The organism is Burkholderia sp. AU45274 (assembly GCF_030482505.1).
In the GTDB taxonomy this organism is placed as follows: domain Bacteria; phylum Pseudomonadota; class Gammaproteobacteria; order Burkholderiales; family Burkholderiaceae; genus Burkholderia.
The window spans coordinates 477571-494091 of sequence record NZ_JAUJQE010000002.1 but is presented as its reverse complement, the minus strand read 5'-3'; the positions used below and the strand labels follow the sequence as shown (position 1 = coordinate 494091).

The window sequence follows — 16521 nt, the reverse complement described above, 5'->3', positions numbered from 1 at the left end:
CTTATCTCCTGATGATGGGTTGGTGTTGTGAACGGCGTTGAGCCATGAACACAGTGTAGGGACGCGCAAAATCAGTTCCAAGACGAAGAATGATGCGAATCGACCGATAATTTCGACGTTTCGACCACGTATTTCGTCGAAGTGTCGAAACGTCGCGTTTTTGACGCTGCCGGCCCCGCTATGGCTGGCCTAAGTCTTCCGTTTCAGACTGCATGCCGACCACCCGATTTCCAAGGAGGCATCGCATGCAATCCCTGCCCGCTCATCGCTCGCCGCACTGGCTGAACAAGGTGCCCGACGTCGCGCTGTCGTTCTGGATCATCAAGATCATGTCGACCACGGTCGGCGAAACCGGCGCGGACTTTCTCGCGGTCAACGCAGGCCTCGGCCAGACCGTCACGCGCGTCGCAATGGCGTCGCTGCTCGCGATCGCGCTGTGGCTGCAGTTGCGCACGCACCGCTACGTGCCGTGGATCTACTGGCTCACGGTGGTGCTGGTCAGCATCGTCGGCACGCAGATCACCGACCTGCTCACCGACGGCCTGAACGTCAGCCTCTATGCGAGCACGGCCGCGTTTGCCGTCGCGCTCGCCGCGATCTTCTTCGTGTGGCATCGCGTCGAAGGCACGCTGTCGATCGACACGATCGTCACGCCGCGCCGCGAGCTGTTCTACTGGGCCGCGATCCTCTGCACGTTCGCGCTGGGCACCGCCGCGGGCGATCTCGCGACCGAGGCGCTCGGGCTCGGCTTCACGTTCGGCGCGCTGTGCTTCGGCGGCTTGATCGCGGCCGTGTTCGTGATGTGGCGGCTCGGCGCCAATTCGGTACTGGCGTTCTGGATCGCGTACATCCTGACGCGCCCGTTCGGCGCGTCGCTCGGCGACCTGCTCACGCAGGCCCGCACCTATGGCGGGCTCGGCTTCGGCGCCGCGTGGACGAGCCTGCTGTTCCTGACCGTGATCGTGCTGCTCGTCGCCGTCGCGCAGTTCGGCAGCGGTCCGCGCACGCGTACCGGTACCGCCGAATGACGCCCTTTTCCTTCCCTTCATCGAATCGAGGACACGCCATGCGCATCCCCCATCCCGTTTCCCGTCTCGCCGTTACCGCGGCCGCGATTGCCCTGTTGAGCGCCGCCGCCGGCTGCTCGAAGCAGCAGGATGCAATCGCAGCGACGCCGGCACCCGCCTCGGCCGCCGCATCGCCCGCAGCGGCCCACGCATCGAAGCTCGGCGACCTGTCGCCGTTCCGCACGATCGCCGTCGACGTGAACGCGCTCGTCGCCAAGGGCGACCTGCCCGGCGCGAAAACGCGCATCAAGGATCTCGAGATCGCGTGGGACTCGGCCGAAGCCGGCCTCAAGCCGCGCGCCGCCGCCGACTGGCACATGGTCGACCAGGAGATCGACCGCGCACTCTCCGCGCTGCGCGCCGATCATCCGACCCAGGCCGATTCGGCCGCCGCGATGAAGAACCTGCTCGCGGCGCTCGACCGGTTCAGCGGCAAATAAGGATCGCAGCGCGCCGCGGCACGTGACGCCCGTGCGGGAATCGCATACGCTGGCGGCGTTTGCGCGGCACGGAGAACACGCATGCGAATACTGCTCGTCGAAGACGACCCGATGATCGGCGAGGCCGTCCATGCCGCGCTGAAGGACGCGTCGTACGCCACCGACTGGGTCACCGACGGCGTGCGCGCGTTGACCGCGTTCGCCGCGCAGCCCTACGACCTGGTCCTGCTCGATCTCGGCCTGCCCGGCCGCGACGGGCTCGACGTGCTGGCCGCCATCCGCGCGAAGGACGCCAGCGCGCCGCTGCTGATCGTCACCGCCCGCGACGGGCTCGACGATCGACTGGCAGGCCTCGACGGCGGCGCCGACGACTACATCGTGAAGCCGTTCGAGATGGCCGAGCTGCTCGCGCGGATTCGCGTCGCGATCCGGCGCCGGGCCGGTTCGGCCGCGCCGCTGTTGAGCAACGGCATCGTGTCGCTCGACCCGGCGACGCGCGAGGCCGCCGTCGACGGGAACGCGCCGGTGCCGCTGTCGAATCGCGAGTTCGCGCTGCTGCGCGCGTTGCTGGTGCGCCCGGGCGCGATCCTGTCGCGGCGCGAGCTCGAGGATCGCCTGTACGGCTGGGGCGAGGAAGTCGAAAGCAATGCGGTCGAATTCCTGATCCATTCGCTGCGCCGCAAGCTCGGCAGCACCGTGATCAAGAACGTCAGGGGTGCGGGATGGATGGTTTCAAGAAGCGCCTGAGCGAGTCGATCGGGTTCCGGCTGTCGGTCGCGCTGTCGGCCGCGATCCTGGTCGTCGCGACGGCCGCGGCCGCGTTCGCGTTTTCATCGGCATTCGACGAAGCGCACGAACTGCAGGACGACGTGCTGCGCGAGGTCGCGACGCTGCTCGACCGCGAGCACGCGTCGTCGCTCCATGCCGACGGCACCGGGCCCGCGCGCGAAAGCGACGAGCTGTCGCGCGTGTTCGTGCAGCCGCTCGGCAGTGCACCGCAACCGCAGCCGGGCAGTGACGGCACGCCGCGGCTCGCGCTGGCGCCGACGCTCGCCGACGGGCTGCATACGGTCGATGCCGGCGGCAGCACGTATCGCGTGATGGTCCGGACCTTCGCGAACGGCGAGCGCATCGCGGTCGCGCAGGAAGCCGGCATGCGCGACGATGTCGCACGCGAAAGCGCGTGGCGCACCGCGTTGCCGCTGCTGATCCTCGTCCCGATCCTGCTGCTGCTCGTCGCCGATCTCGTGCGCAAGCTGTTCCGCCCGGTGGCCGCGCTGTCCGCCGGCATCGACGCCCGCGACGAGCACGACCTGCGCCCGGTGCCGGCCGAGCGCGTGCCGGTCGAGGTGCGGCCGTTCGTCGTCGCGATCAACCGGATGCTGGCGCGCGTCGCGCAGTCGGTCGCCGCGCAGCGCCGCTTCGTCGCCGATGCCGCGCACGAACTGCGCTCGCCGCTCACGGCGATGTCGCTGCAGGCCGAGCGCCTCGCCGAGGCCGACCTGCCGGACGATGCGCGCGCACGGCTCGCCGCGCTGCGCGGCGGGCTCGACCGCAGCCGCCACCTGATCGGGCAGCTGCTCGCGCTCGCGCGGGCGCAAAGCGCGCCGGCCGCGCCGCCCGGTGACGTGTCCGTCCATGCGATCTATCGACGCGTGCTGGAAGACCTGATGCCGCTCGCCGACGCGAAAACCCTCGACATCGGCATCGAGGACGGCCCGGACACGCACGTGCCCGTCGACGAGCTCGAACTCGTGTCGCTCGTGATGAACCTGGTCGACAACGCCATCCGCTACACGCCGCCGGGCGGACGCGTGGACCTGTCGACGCAACGCACGGACACGCACGTGTGCGTGACGATCGCCGACACCGGGCCGGGCATCGCGCCGCACGACCGCGAACGTGTGTTCGACCCGTTCTACCGGGTGCCCGGCAACGCGCAGATCGGCTCCGGGCTCGGCCTGTCGATCGTGAAGATCGTCGCGGACCGGATGGGTGCCGACATTGCGCTCGCCTATGCGGATGAAACGGAAGCGCGCGGGTTGCGCATCTCGGTGCGCATTCCGCTCGTGCGGCCGCCTGGCGCGGCGCAGCCCGACAGCCGGGCCGATACCCCGGCGCAACACGCACGACGCGACGCAGGCCGCGCCTGAGCGTCAGCCGCCGATCGTCCCGCGATCGATCTTGCGCGACAGGATGATCGACGTCGTCGTGCGTTCGACGCCTTCGAGCGTGCCGATCTGGTCGAGCAGGTCGTTGAGCCGTTCGGGCGAATCGGCGCGCAGCCACGCGACGTAGTCGTACTCGCCGCTCACCGCGCACAGCAGCTGCACCTCGGGCATCCGGTCGAGCTTGCGCAACACGTCCTTGCCGAACTTCGGCGTGAGGATGATGCCGACATACGCGTAGATGCTTGCATCGAGCACGTCCTGCCCGAGCCGAACGCTGTAGCCGGCAATCACGTTGGTGCGTTCGAGCCGCGCGATGCGGGCGACGACCGTCGTGCGCGCGACGTCGAGCTGACGCGCGAGATCCGCGACGCTGGCGCGCGCATCGGCCTGCAGCAGCGCGACCAGTTGCCGGTCGAGATCGTCGAGTTGGTCGAGGCGGGGTGGACGCATGAGGCTGGGCCGGGGCACGACGCGCCGGCTGAGTGGAAGGTGACGCGATGATAGCGCCGAACGCCGGCCCGCCCAAACGCCGTCGGCCGGACCCGCGTCGGACCTTTCAATTTCGATTCGTATCGGATGTAAGCAAGTGTCGCATTCACTGCTGCGCTGCACGCAACGTGCTACTAATACCGTGCGACGCGAGAAGCGCGCTTGCGGCAGTTGCCGCCGCGCCCGCTCGCAAGACACCACCCCGGAGAGCCAACCATGAAGAAAATCTCGCTCACCCTCGCTACGCTCGCCGTTGCAGCCAGCGCGTTCGCGCAGACCCCGGCGCAGCCGCAAGCGCCCGCCCAGGCCCCCGCAACGACGGCCGCGGCGTCGGCCCCGAGCGCCGAGCAGCGCGCGGCACGCCATGAAGCGCGCGTCGAGCAGCGCATCAAGTATCTGCACGACCAGTTGAAGATCACGTCGGCGCAGGAACCTCAGTGGAAGACGTTCGCGGACACGATGCGCGACAACGGCGACACGATGGGCCGCCTCTATCGCGAACGGATGGCGAAGCACGACGTCTCCGCGCTCGACGACATGAAGCAGTATGCGGAACTGTCGCAGGCGAACGCCGACGGCGCGAAGAAGCTCGCCGACGCCTTCGCACCGCTCTACGAGAGCTTCCCGGCCGACCAGAAGGCGCTCGCCGACACGACGTTCCGCAGCTGGCTGCACCACGGCGGCGAGCACCGCGGCAAGGGCAAGACGAAGGGCACCGATGGCAAGGCGGCAGCCGCGCCGGCCGCCAGCGCCCCCGCGCAGCCCTGACGCCCGCCCTGCCGGCGCCGTACCGCCCGTCCGGGCCGAACGGCGCCGCGCCAGGCGACCGGCGCGTCACACGGCGCGCCGAATTCGGGATAAGCTCCCCGCTTTTACAGCTTTCCCGCCCTTTCCCGTCATGCTCGAACTCAAGCACCTCGACCTGCGCACCGATCCGCAGGCCCGTCGCGTCGTCAAGGACGAAACCGTCGCCGTTGCCTTCGCGGAGGCCGACGGCGAACTGATGAGCCTCGAAGGCCCGAACCGCTATGTGGCGGGCGACGCGCTGATCACGGGCTCGACCGGCGACCGCTGGGTCGTGTCGCGCGCGCGCTTCGACGCCAAATACCTGCCCGCCGATCCGGCACTCGCACACGGCGCACCGGGCGCCTATCGGAACCGGCCGGCCGTCGTGCTCGCCCGCCGGATGGACGAGCCGTTCACGATCGCCCGCTCGGAAAACGGCGACACGCTGCGTGGCGTGGCCGGCGACTGGGTGATGCAGTACGCGCCCGGCGACTACGGTGTCGTGCAGGCGCAGCGCTTCGCGCAGGTCTACCGCGACGCGTAATGCAGCGCGCCGGCATGGCGCCGGCGCGAACGGTCACGCAAAGTCTTCGTCGAGTACGAGTTCCGCGTCGCGCTCGACGGCCTCGCCGGCCGCGTGACGCTCCTCGAGCGACCCGAGCATCGCTTCCGTATACGCATGCAGCACCGCATGGCTGCGCGCCCGCTGCATCGGCTTGAGCGCCAGGTAGCGCGCGAGCGCGGCCGGCACGATGCGGATATCGAGCGTCATCCGCTTCGGCGCCGAGCCGAAACGCATCGCGAGCCACTGCACGGACAGGAACCGCCCGCGTGCGTCGCTGCTTTCGGCGAAACGCGTCTGCTCCGGAAAGAGATCGCAGATCACGCGTGCGAGCGCGTCGAATTCCGCGCTCTGGCATTCGATCAGATAGTCATCCATCCCGTCTCTCCCGTCAGGCTGCCGCTTGCGACGGCCGGCATGCCTTCACCAGCACGACGACCAGGATCGCGGCGAGCACGAAATACGCGGCCTCGACCCCGCCGGCCGGCAGCACGCGCACCTGGTACAGCAACGCCGGCGCGGCCGCGAGCGCATGCAGCACGATCGCGAGCGGCAACACGCCCGCGCGGCCGGCGCGCACGCCACGCCAGACCAGCACCGACAACGCGAGCTGCAGCACGAATGCCGTGCAGCGTTCGAGCAGCAACAGCAGCATCGACTGCGCCGACAGCGTCGCAAGCATCACGTGCAGGCGCACGACGGTATCGCCCGGCAGGTCGGCGAGTTGTGCTTCGAGCTGGCCGCGGCTCGCGAGCCACGCGAGATACGACCACTGGCCCCACACGAGTACGCCGACGAACCATGCTTCGGCGCCACCGTGACCGATCCCGTAGCCGACTCCGCGACTGTCGCCGGCCGACGACGGGCCATAGCGGCGATTCAGGAAACGCATCCCGAGATAGCGGCCGACTTCCTCGAACACGGCGGTCGCGAGCGCGCTGTACGCGACGAACGCGAGCGGCTGCGTGAGCCAGCCGTCCGGCGGCGTCTGGCTCAGCACGAGCCCGTGGAACGCGCGTTCGAGGATCATCGCGAACAGCGTGAAGACGGCCACGCCGACGATCGTGTCGCGGCGGTTCAGCGCCAGCGGCTTGCGCAGGAGTCGGTAGAGGACGAGCGGCAGGAGCGCGATGATCAGCGTGGCGGCGATCAGCACCGCCAGCGTGACGGGAGCGACAGTCATGTATTTCCTTGTTCGGGGCAGCGCACCTGGCGCGCTGCGTGCCCCGAATGATACTCAGCTTGCGGTCGACGCGCGCGCAACCAGCTCGCCCGGCAACAGCGAGACGCGTACGTCGCCCGCCGCGCCGTCGATCCGCTCGTGCACGAATTCGACGGCCTTGTAGCCGATTTCGTAGGTCGGCTGGCGGATCGTCGTGATCCCGATCAGCTCGGCCCATTCCGGATCGTCGATCGACAGCAGCGCCGCCCGCTGCTGCCATGCGGTGCCGAAACGCGCGCGCAGGTGGCGCGCGATCGCGAGTGCGACCGGCGCGTTCGCGGCGAACAGCGCCGCGCGCACGCCGCGCCGTGCCGCGTCGTCGATGCGGGCATCGATGTCGGCCAGCGCCGCCGTGACCGCGTCGGGTTCGTTCAGGTCGAGCACGACCGTCGACGGCACCGTCAGCCCGCGCGCCGCCAGTGCCGTGCGGAACGCGGCCTCGCGCAGGCGCCGCGAGCTGACGCGCTCGAACGGCTGCACGACGAAATGGATCGCGTCGAAACCGTGTTCGACCAGGTGCGCGAGGGCCGTCTCAATCGCGTCGGCGTTGTCGAGGCCGATCAGGTCGGCCTCGAAGCCTTCGACCGTGCGGTCGACGAGCACGGCCGGGATGCCGGCGCCGCGCAGCGGGCGCAGCACGTCCTCGTCGGCGCCGAGCGCATTGACGATCAGCCCTTCGACGCGGTAGGTCGTGAGCAGCTGCAGGAAGCGGCGCTCCATCTCGACTTCATTCGCCGCGTGGCAGATCAGCGGCATGTAGCCGAGCGCGTGGCATGCGGCCTCGACGCCCTGCAGCACTTCGACGGTATAGGGATTGGTCAGGTCGGCCGCGAGCATGCCGAGCAAGCGGTTGCGGCCGCGCTTGAGCCCGCGCGCCATCTGGTTCGGCCGGTAGTTGAGCCGCGCGATCGCCGCTTCGATCCGCTGGCGCAGATCGGTGGACAGCACGTGCGTCTCGCCGTTCAGGTAGCGCGACACACTGGTCTTGCCCGTGCCGGCCTCGCGCGCGACGTCGCTGATCGTCGCCGGACGCGTCGTGATTGGTTGCGAATCGGTCACTGTCGTGCCTCGCGACGTACGATCCGCGCCGCTTCGTGAGCAGACGGACCTTTGTTGTTGGAAACGTAAGCCACCCGGTGGAATCTCCTGTCGGTCAGCGTTAGCGCTTCAGCGCTTACGCTGCCCCCATGCTTCGCGGTCGATCAGCGTCTGCCCTTCAGCACCGGCGCGTCGGCACCCGCCCCGGTCACCTGCAACAGCAGTCGGCCGCACCGGACTGGCGCGGATACCCGTCGCGGGACGCCGCCGGCAGCATTGCCGGGCCGTCGATGCGACGCGCGGGGATCATAACGCAGCCAGCCCTCCAGCACCAAGACCGTCGACTCTAACGAAGCCGGCGCCCCGCTGGCCGGAGGTCGGCCGGGGGTCGCCCCGCTACCGCCGCGGCTCAAGCGCGCGCGAGCGCATCCGGATTGACGAGATTCGTGCGCAGCGTGCCGGCCAGCGCGCCGACCAGGTTTTCCGCGGCGCAACGCGCCATCGCGTGGCGCGTCTCGTGCGTCGCCGAGCCGATATGCGGCAGCGCGACGACGTTCTTCATCTGCAGCAGCGGCGAATCCGCCGCCAGCGGCTCCTTCTCGAACACGTCGAGCCCCGCGCCGCGGATCGTGCCCGCGCGCAGCGCATCGATCAGCGCGGCTTCGTCGACCACCGGCCCGCGCGACGCGTTGATCAGGATCGCACCGCGCTTCATCTTCGCGAATTCGGCCGCACCGATCAGGTGGTGCGTTTCCGGCGACAGCGGCACCTGCAGGCACACGAAATCCGATTGCGCGAGCAGTTCGTCGAGCGTCACGCGCCGCGCGCCGTACTGCGTCTCGGCTTCCGCGTGCGCGGAGCGGTTCGCGTACAGCACCTGCATCCGGAAGCCGAGCGCCGCGCGGCGCGCGACCGCGCCGCCGATCCGGCCGAGCCCGACGATGCCGAGCGTCTTGCCCTGCACGTCGGTGCCGTACAGGTCGGGGCCGATGCTGTGATGCCAGTGGCCGGCCTTCACCCACTCGGCCAGCTCGACCACGCGTCGCGCGGACGCGAGGATCAGCGAGAACACCGTATCGGCGGTCGACTCGGTCAGCACGTCCGGCGTATGGGCGAGCACGATCCCGCGCCGCGTGAGATCCGCGACGTCGAAGTTGTCGTAGCCCACCGAGATCGTCGACCACGCCTTCAGCCGGGGCGCGCGGTCGAGCATCTGCGGCGTGACCTTCAGGCTCGCGCCGATCGCGCCGTCCGCGTCGCCGAGCGCATCGGCAAGGGCGGCGGCGCCGTCGGCCTGCACGACGTCCGCATGCTCGCGCAGGTACGCGAGGACGTCATCGGGCAGCGGCTTGTACGCGACGATATGGGGCTTCATCGGATTCATTTTCCTTGCAGCGGCGTCGCGAGCGGATGCGCATCGCGCGCCTGGGGTTTGACGGACAGCGTGAGGATCACCGCGGCGACGAGCGCGGCGCTCATGAATGCGTACGACGCGACGGGCGAGCCGGTCGCCCCGTTCAGGTAGCCGACGAAGTACGAGCCCACGAACGAGCCGAGCGCGCCCATGCTGTTGATCAGCGCCATCGCGCCGCCGGCGACGTTCTTCGGCAGCAGTTCCGGCACGATCGCGAAGAACGGGCCGTACGGCGCGTACATCGCGGCGCCGGCCACGACCAGCAGCGCATACGAGATCCAGAAGTGCGACGAGCCGAGTGCGTACGATGCGGCGAACGCAGCCGCGCCGATCAGCAGGAACGGCCACACGAAACCGCGGCGGGAGCCGACCTTGTCGGACGCCCACGATGCGGCAATCATCGCGATCGTCGCGGCGAGATACGGCAGCGCCGACAACCAGCCGGTCGCGACCATCCCGAGGTCGGAGCCGTTCTTGACGATCGACGGCAGCCACAGCACGAAGCCGTACACGCCGATGCTCCAGCAGAAATACTGTGCGCACAGCTTGATCACGGCCGGCGAGCGGAATGCTTCGCCGTAGTTGCGCACGGGCTTGATCGCTGCCTGCTCGGCCGCGAGTGCGGCGTCGAGGTCACGCTTTTCCTGCGCGTTGAGCCACGGCGAATCGGCCGGCTTGTCCTGCACGAGGAACCACCAGCACACGGCCCAGAGCACCGCCGGCACGCCTTCGGCGATGAACATGTGGCGCCAGCCGAATTCGTGCACGAGATAGCCCGACACGATCGACATCCACAGCACCGTGACCGGGTTGCCGAGGATCAGGAACGTGTTCGCGCGCGAGCGTTCGTTCTTCGTGAACCAGTTGCTGATGTAGATCAGCATCGCCGGCATCACGGCCGCCTCGACGACGCCGAGCACGAAGCGGATCGCCATCAGCGACGGGATGTTGCTGACCACGCCCGTGAGCGCCGCGCACGCGCCCCACAGGATGAGGCTGACGAACACGAGCTTCTTCACGCTGCGGCGTTCCGCGTAGATCGCGCCGGGAATCTGGAAGAAGAAGTAGCCGAGGAAGAACAGCGCGCCGATCAGCGACGACAGGCCCTTGCTGATCCCGAGGTCCTGGTTGATGCCGGCCGCGGCCGCGAACCCGTAGTTCGCGCGGTCGAGGTAGGCGAGGCTGTACGTGATGAAGACGATCGGCATGATCGTCCACCAGCGGCGGGCAGCGAGAGAGTTGGCCATCAGAATGTCTCCTGTGTCGATCAGAGTTAGCGCTTTAGCGCTTACTCTGATCCCATGCTTCGCGGTCGGCCGGAGTTAGCGCTTTAGCGCTTATTCCGGCCCCATGCTTCGCGGTCGATCAGCGTTAGCGCTTTAGCGCTTACGCTGATCCCGTACCATGCCGTGCGCATGCACGACGAAATGAGTCCGCGGATTGTGCCGTGTCCGGCCTCTCATTGCGCGGTGAAGGTTTCCTCTAGGCGATCGGCGCCATTGCTGACGTTTTCGAATCGATCGAGCGCGGCGCGGGTCGGCAGTCCTTCCGAGTCGCCGATCACCTGGATCGCGAGCGCACCGATCCGGTTGCCGCGCGCCACCGCGTGCTCGATCGTCCTGCCCTCCAGCAACGCGCTGACCACGCCGACCGCGAAGCCGTCGCCGGCGCCGACCGTATCGACGACGTTCTGCACGCGCTCGCCCACCACGGTTCCGTCGCGGCCGTCGGCCGTCCGGTAGTACGCACCTTCCGCACCGAGCTTGATCACGACACCGCGCGCGCCCTGCGCAAGATAGAAGCCCGCGATGTCGGCCGGCGTGTCGTGCCCGGTCAGTTGCCGCCCTTCGGCGATGCCCGGCAGCACCCAGTCCGCGAGCGACGCGAGCGCGTTCAGCGTCTTCGCCATCACGTCGGCCGACGGCCACAGCGTCGGGCGCAGGTTCGGGTCGAACGAGATCGTCTTGCCGGCCGCGCGCATTTCGCGCGCGAGCTTGAACGCGAGTTCGCACGACGTCGCGGAGATCGCCGGCGCGACGCCCGTCAGGTGCAGGTGGCGCGCGCCGAGCACGTAGTCGGCCACGTAGTCGTCGCACGACAGGTGGCTCGCGGCCGAGCCCTTGCGGAAATATTCGACAGTCGGGTCGCTGCCGTCGTCGTTGCGCGACTTGAGCTGGAAACCGGTCGGGTAACGCGGATCGACGGTCACGCACGACGCGTCGATGCCCTCGCGCGCCAGCGTGTCGAGCACATAGCCGCCGAACGAATCGCGGCCGACACGGCTCATCCAGCCGACCCGGAAGCCGAGCCGCGACAGGCCGATCGCGACGTTCAGGTCGGCGCCCGCGACCCGCTTCGTGAACTGCGTCGCATGCGCGAGATGGCCGGGCTCGGTCGCGACGAACATCGCCATCGCTTCGCCGTAGGTCACGACATCGAGTGCTGCTTTCATGAATGTACTCTCCAGGATCCTTCCGCCGTCACGCCGTGGCGAGCCACGCAACGCGCCGGCATGCATCGCCCGCCAGGTCGGACGCGTCGAACGGGAACTCGATGCCGCGCGGCGCGTGCTGCGGCAGCACCGCGAGCACGCCGGTCACGAGCGGATCGTTCGGGGCCGGCGCGGTGGCGAAGCGGCGCGCGCCCTCGCCCGCGACTGCCTTGCAGTGAATGTATTCCACATGCGGCGCGAGCACTTGCGCGCAATCAAGCGGCGCTTCGCCCGGCCACTGCCAGTTGCCGATGTCGAAGGTCATCCCGAGCGCATCGGGCACGCCCGCCGCGGCCAGTGCGTCGAACAGCCCGCGGAACTGCGCAAGCGCGCCGCCGACCGGAAGCTGGCCGTTCTCGACCACCACGCGGGCCCGCGCGCCGCGCGACAGCGCGACGATCTCGGCCGCGTGCGCATCGCCGGCGAAGCCGCCGAGCTGGAATTTCACGAAGCGCGCGCCGAGCGCGTCGGCTTCGACGAGCGCGCTGCGCAATGCGTCCGCATCGAGCGCGCCCGTTTCCGTGTACAGGTTGGCCGGCGTCGAGAACACCGACCACAGTCCGTGGCCGGCCAGTTGCGCGCCGAGCGCGGCCAGCGCGCCAGGCGCGGCCGCCTCTTCCGACGCGAACAGTTCACGCCGCACCTCGAAGCCGGTCGCGCCGGCTGCCGCCGCGGTCGCGATGAATGCGCTGTGGCCCTCCTGACGCACGCGGTCCATCCCGAATGCGCTCGCCACGATCACGATGTCTGTCATGTTGCCCTTTTTCACCGGAATGGAACCGGTTCCATTTGCTTGAGACGGATGGTGCGCTTCGCTCCGGGCCCACGCCATAGAGGAAATCCCTAAGACGGTGCACGGCGCGAACGCGCGCCCGACGGCGCGCAACGCACGTTCCCGGGCCGGGTTCGTTCGCTCAGGCGCTGTCGTGCGCGAGGCTCATTTCGAGGAATTGGGCGGCGACCCGCGACGGCGCACCGCCGTGCGGCACGAGGATGGAAAAGTGACGGATGAGCGGCTTGGGCGCGAGCGAGCGCAGGACGAGCGCGGCATCGTCGTGACGCAGCGACATCGCCGATACGAACCCGACACCCATCCCGGCCCGCACGGCTTCCTTCACGGCCTCGACGCCGGCGATCTCGAACGCGACGCGCATCGGCGCCGCGCCTTGCGCGAACGCGCGCTCGACGAGTTGCCGCACGGCGGAACCCGCCTCGCGCAGCACGAGCGGGTGGGCGGCCAGCGCGTCGAGCGTGACCCCCGACGCGTATTCGGGCGCCGCCAGCGGATGACCGGTCGGCACGATCGCCACGATCTCGTCCTCGCGCCACGCGTGCACCGCGGTGCCAGGCGGCAGTGCCTCGCCGGGCGGCCCTTCGATCATCGCGATATCGAGCGACGGCAGCGCCGCGACCACGTCGGCCGTGTTGCCGCTCATCGTCTGGATCGCCACGCGCGGCGCGCGCGGCTGGAACGCCGCGATCAGGTACGGCAACAGGTAACTCGCGGGCGTCGTGCTCGCGCCGATGCGCAGCGTGCCGGCCTCGAGGCCGCGTACCGCGTCACGAAACGCCCGCGCCTGCGCGAAGGTGTCGCGCTGCGCCTTCGCGTACTGCGCGAGCTGCTCGCCGACCGGGGTCAGGCGGATGCCGCGGCCTTCGCGCTGGTACAGCGGCTCGCCGAATTCATCCTGCAGCAGCCGCAACTGGCCCGACACGGCCGGCTGCGACAGATGCAGCGCCACGGCGGCGTGGCTGATGTTCAGGTGCTCGGCGACGGCGGCGAACGTTATCAGTTGATCCGGGGTCATGGGGATAAATTATCGGCTTTCCGGATAGTTTATGTCACAAATCACAATTTTTCATATCGATATAACGAAATTAGGATTACAGCATCGCCACACGCTCCATCACGGTGCTTCCATGTCCACTGCTCCGACTCCCCATCTCAGCCCCGCCGCGCCGTCGATGCGCGGCCAGTTGAACGGCGTGCTGTTCGTCGCGCTGTTCGCCGCCGCCGTCACGAGCCTGTCCCAGCTTCCCGCGATCGCGGGGCTCGGCCTGTCGCCGCTGATCGTCGGCATCGTCGCAGGCGCGTTGTACGGCAACGCGCTGCGCGACGGCATGCCGGCCAGCTGGGCGGCCGGCGTCAATTTCTCCGCGCGCAAGCTGCTGCGCATCGCGGTCGCGTTCTTCGGGTTGCGCGTGAGCCTGCAGGAAATCGCGCAGGTCGGGCTGCCGGGCCTGACGGTGTCGGTGCTGGTCGTCGTCAGCACGCTCGTGATCGGCACCTGGGCCGGCATGAAGATCATGAAGCTCGACCGCGATTCCGCGCTGCTGACCGCCGCCGGCAGCGCGATCTGCGGCGCGGCCGCCGTGCTCGCGTTCGAATCGACGCTGCAGTCGAAGCCGCACCAGAGCGCGATGGCCGTGGGCAGCGTCGTGCTGTTCGGCACGCTGTCGATGTTCCTGTACCCGATCGCGTATCACGCCGGGCTGCTGAACCTCGATCCGGCCGGCCTCGGCCTGTTCTTCGGCGGCACGATCCACGAGGTCGCGCAGGTGGTCGGCGCGGCGAGTGACATCAGCCCGCAGGTCGCGCACATCGCGACGATCGTCAAGATGACCCGCGTGATGCTGCTGGTGCCGGTGCTGCTGGTGCTCGGCGGGTGGCTGGCCCGCTCGGCACGCGCCACTGCCGGCGGCGCGCACGGCAAGCGGAAGGTGGCCGTGCCCTGGTTCGCACTCGGCTTCCTCGGCTTCGTGATCGTCAACTCGCTGAACGTGCTGCCCGCCGACGTCACGCACACGCTGAACGTGCTCGACACCTTCGCGCTGACGATGGCCATGACCGCGCTCGGCATCGAAACCCGCGTCGCGCAGATCCGCGCAGCCGGCCCCCGGGCACTGATGACCGGCCTGATCCTGTATGTGTGGCTGATCGCCGGCGGCTACGGGATCACCTGGGCCGTGCAGCACTGGCTTGGCTGAGTTGCCCGCCCGTGACACTTCGCACGCCGCGCCCGACGGGAAGGTCCCGCGGGCGCGGCGCAGTGCTATGCTTCGCGTCGTTTTCCATCGCCCTCTTTCAGCCGTGCTCTCGTTCCTGCTGAAGCTGCGCACTCGCGCCCAAACGCTGTTCCGCCTGTCGGACGCCCATACGATGCTGATCTGGTCGGCCATCGTCGGCGTCGGCGGCGCCTTTGCCACGATGGCGTTCCGCGAAGGCATCGACCTGATGCAGCACCTGATCTCCGGGCAAAGCGGCAGCTTCGTGCAGATGGCCAAGCGCCTGCCGTGGTACGTGCGGTTCTGGATGCCGGCCGCGGGCGGCTTCCTCGCCGGCTGCGTGCTGCTGCTCGCGACCCGCGGCGCCAAGCAGGCCGCCAAGACCGACTACATGGAATCGGTCGCGCTCGGCAACGGCATCGTGCCGGTCCGCCAGAGCCTGTGGCGCAGCGTGTCGTCGCTGCTGACGATCGGCAGCGGCGGCTCGATCGGCCGCGAAGGCCCGATGGTGCAGCTCGCGGCGCTCGCCGCGTCGCTGGTCGGCCGCTTCGTGCACTTCGACCCGCCGCGCCTGCGCCTGCTGGTCGCCTGCGGGGCGGCAGCCGGCATCACGTCCGCGTACAACGCGCCGATCGCCGGCGCCTTCTTCGTGTCGGAGATCGTGCTCGGCGGCATCGCCATGGAAAGTCTCGGGCCGATGATCGTCTCGTCGGTCGTCGCGAACATCGTGATGCGCGAATTCGCCGGCTACCGGCCGCCGTACGAGATGCCGGTGTTTCCGGCCGTCACCGGCCCCGAAGTGCTGCTGTTCGTCGTGCTCGGCGCGCTGTGCGGCGTGCTCGCGCCGCAGTTCCTGCACCTGCTCGATGCGTCGAAGAACCGGTTCAAGCGGCTGCCCGTGCCGCTGCCCGTGCGGCTCGCGCTCGGCGGCCTCGTCGTCGGCGTGATCTCGGTCTGGGTGCCGGACGTGTGGGGCAACGGCTACAGCGTGGTGAACCTCATCCTCCATTCGCCGTGGACCTGGCAGGCACTCGTCGCGGTGCTCGTGTTCAAGGTGATCGCGACCTCCGCCACCGTCGGCTCCGGCGCGATCGGCGGGGTGTTCACGCCGACGCTGTTCGTCGGCGCGGTGTTCGGCTCGCTGTTCGGACTCGCGATGCAAGCCGTGTGGCCCGGCCACACGTCGGCGTACTTCGCATACGCGATCGTCGGGATGGGCGCGTTCCTGACGGGCGCCACGCAGGCGCCGCTGATGGCGATCCTGATGATCTTCGAGATGACGCTCAGCTACCAGGTCGTGCTGCCGCTGCTGGTGTCCTGCGTGTTCGCGTACTTCGTCGCGCGCGCGACCGGCACGACGTCGATGTACGAGATCACGCTGCACCACCACCAGGATGCCGAGGAACGCAGCCGGATCCGCACCACGCAGATGCGCGAGCTGATCCAGCCCGCGCAGACGGTCGTGCCGCTCACCGCGAGCGTCGCCGACATGACGCGCGTGTTCCTCGAATATCCGGTGAAGTATCTGTACGTGACCGACGACGCCGGGCGCTTTCGCGGCGCGGTCGCGCTGAAGGACATCACGTCGGACCTGCTCGACAAGCGCGACACGGCCGACAAGACGGCCGCGCACTATGTGCACACGCCGTTTCCGCTGCTCACGCCCGACATGCCGCTCGCCACCGCGCTCGAACGGTTCATGGCGTTCCAGGGCGAACGCCTGCCGGTGATCGAAAGCGAAGCCGAGCCGACGCTCGCCGGGGTCGTCTACAAGACGTCGCTGCTCGATGCGTACCGGCGGATGACCGGCGAGCGCTGACCGGGCGGTTCGTCGC

At 69.0% G+C, this 16521-nt stretch carries 17 protein-coding genes; 8 read left to right on the top strand and 9 right to left on the bottom strand.

Translation table 11 applies throughout. From position 1 onward, the window contains the following. Positions 1–245: 245 nt before the first annotated feature. The 4 genes from QZM35_RS11085 (at position 246) to QZM35_RS11070 (ending at position 3660) form a co-directional block, all read left to right on the top strand. Complete coding sequence (locus QZM35_RS11085; protein ID WP_301775904.1) at positions 246–1028, top strand: hypothetical protein; 783 nt, start codon at positions 246–248, stop codon at positions 1026–1028. Positions 1029–1066: 38 nt separating this feature from the next. After that, positions 1067–1507, top strand: a complete 441-nt coding sequence (locus QZM35_RS11080; protein ID WP_301775903.1) for a hypothetical protein — start codon at positions 1067–1069, stop codon at positions 1505–1507. Positions 1508–1588: 81 nt separating this feature from the next. Next, the gene (locus QZM35_RS11075; RefSeq protein WP_174972819.1) at positions 1589–2254 is read left to right on the top strand and encodes a response regulator transcription factor; all 666 of its coding nucleotides are present in this window, start codon (positions 1589–1591) and stop codon (positions 2252–2254) included. Continuing rightward, positions 2230–3660: a HAMP domain-containing sensor histidine kinase gene (locus tag QZM35_RS11070; protein WP_301775902.1), complete on the top strand. Its 1431-nt coding sequence runs from the start codon at positions 2230–2232 to the stop codon at positions 3658–3660. The genes QZM35_RS11075 and QZM35_RS11070 overlap by 25 nt, the downstream gene beginning before the upstream one ends. 3 nt (positions 3661–3663) lie before the next feature. Here the strand turns inward: QZM35_RS11070 and QZM35_RS11065 are convergent, their stop codons facing one another. Then, the gene (locus tag QZM35_RS11065; protein ID WP_006481526.1) at positions 3664–4128 is read right to left on the bottom strand and encodes an Lrp/AsnC family transcriptional regulator; all 465 of its coding nucleotides are present in this window, start codon (positions 4126–4128) and stop codon (positions 3664–3666) included. Positions 4129–4383: 255 nt separating this feature from the next. Here QZM35_RS11065 and QZM35_RS11060 point away from each other — a divergent pair, with 255 nt between their 5' ends. Beyond that, positions 4384–4935, top strand: coding sequence for a Spy/CpxP family protein refolding chaperone (locus QZM35_RS11060; protein WP_089425500.1), 552 nt, complete (start codon positions 4384–4386; stop codon positions 4933–4935). Positions 4936–5065: 130 nt separating this feature from the next. Next, positions 5066–5497 carry a PGDYG domain-containing protein gene (locus tag QZM35_RS11055; protein ID WP_089425501.1) on the top strand — a complete coding sequence of 144 codons (432 nt, stop codon included), beginning with the start codon at positions 5066–5068 and terminating at the stop codon, positions 5495–5497. 33 nt (positions 5498–5530) lie between these two features. Here QZM35_RS11055 and QZM35_RS11050 read toward each other — a convergent pair whose 3' ends face one another. The 8 genes from QZM35_RS11050 to QZM35_RS11015 all read right to left on the bottom strand — a co-directional run bounded on the left by QZM35_RS11050 (position 5531) and on the right by QZM35_RS11015 (position 13488). Then, positions 5531–5893: a DUF3022 domain-containing protein gene (locus QZM35_RS11050; protein ID WP_047850836.1), complete on the bottom strand. Its 363-nt coding sequence runs from the start codon at positions 5891–5893 to the stop codon at positions 5531–5533. A 13-nt stretch (positions 5894–5906) separates the two neighbouring features. Next, positions 5907–6698, bottom strand: coding sequence for a YhfC family intramembrane metalloprotease (locus QZM35_RS11045; RefSeq protein WP_301775901.1), 792 nt, complete (start codon positions 6696–6698; stop codon positions 5907–5909). Positions 6699–6752: 54 nt separating this feature from the next. Further along, entirely contained in the window at positions 6753–7796 is a 1044-nt protein-coding gene (locus tag QZM35_RS11040; RefSeq protein ID WP_089425503.1) for a LacI family DNA-binding transcriptional regulator, read from the bottom strand. Positions 7797–8184: 388 nt separating this feature from the next. Continuing rightward, a complete protein-coding gene (locus QZM35_RS11035) occupies positions 8185–9150 on the bottom strand; it encodes an NAD(P)-dependent oxidoreductase (RefSeq protein WP_301775900.1) in 966 nt (321 codons plus the stop codon). A gap of 5 nt (positions 9151–9155) precedes the next feature. Beyond that, positions 9156–10436, bottom strand: a complete 1281-nt coding sequence (locus tag QZM35_RS11030; RefSeq protein ID WP_039357927.1) for an MFS transporter — start codon at positions 10434–10436, stop codon at positions 9156–9158. 212 nt (positions 10437–10648) lie between these two features. Further along, positions 10649–11641 carry a sugar kinase gene (locus QZM35_RS11025; protein ID WP_089425928.1) on the bottom strand — a complete coding sequence of 331 codons (993 nt, stop codon included), beginning with the start codon at positions 11639–11641 and terminating at the stop codon, positions 10649–10651. A gap of 28 nt (positions 11642–11669) precedes the next feature. Next, positions 11670–12434, bottom strand: coding sequence for a TIM barrel protein (locus QZM35_RS11020; RefSeq protein ID WP_089425504.1), 765 nt, complete (start codon positions 12432–12434; stop codon positions 11670–11672). Positions 12435–12594: 160 nt separating this feature from the next. Continuing rightward, positions 12595–13488: a LysR family transcriptional regulator gene (locus QZM35_RS11015; RefSeq protein WP_089425505.1), complete on the bottom strand. Its 894-nt coding sequence runs from the start codon at positions 13486–13488 to the stop codon at positions 12595–12597. Between the two features lie 112 nt (positions 13489–13600). Between QZM35_RS11015 and QZM35_RS11010 the strand changes: the two genes are divergently transcribed. Continuing rightward, positions 13601–14668, top strand: a complete 1068-nt coding sequence (locus QZM35_RS11010) for a YeiH family protein (protein WP_089425506.1) — start codon at positions 13601–13603, stop codon at positions 14666–14668. A gap of 103 nt (positions 14669–14771) precedes the next feature. After that, positions 14772–16505 (top strand): ClcB-like voltage-gated chloride channel protein, encoded by a 1734-nt coding sequence (locus QZM35_RS11005; protein ID WP_218828874.1) that lies wholly within the window; start codon positions 14772–14774, stop codon positions 16503–16505. The last annotated feature ends 16 nt before the right edge of the window (positions 16506–16521 follow it).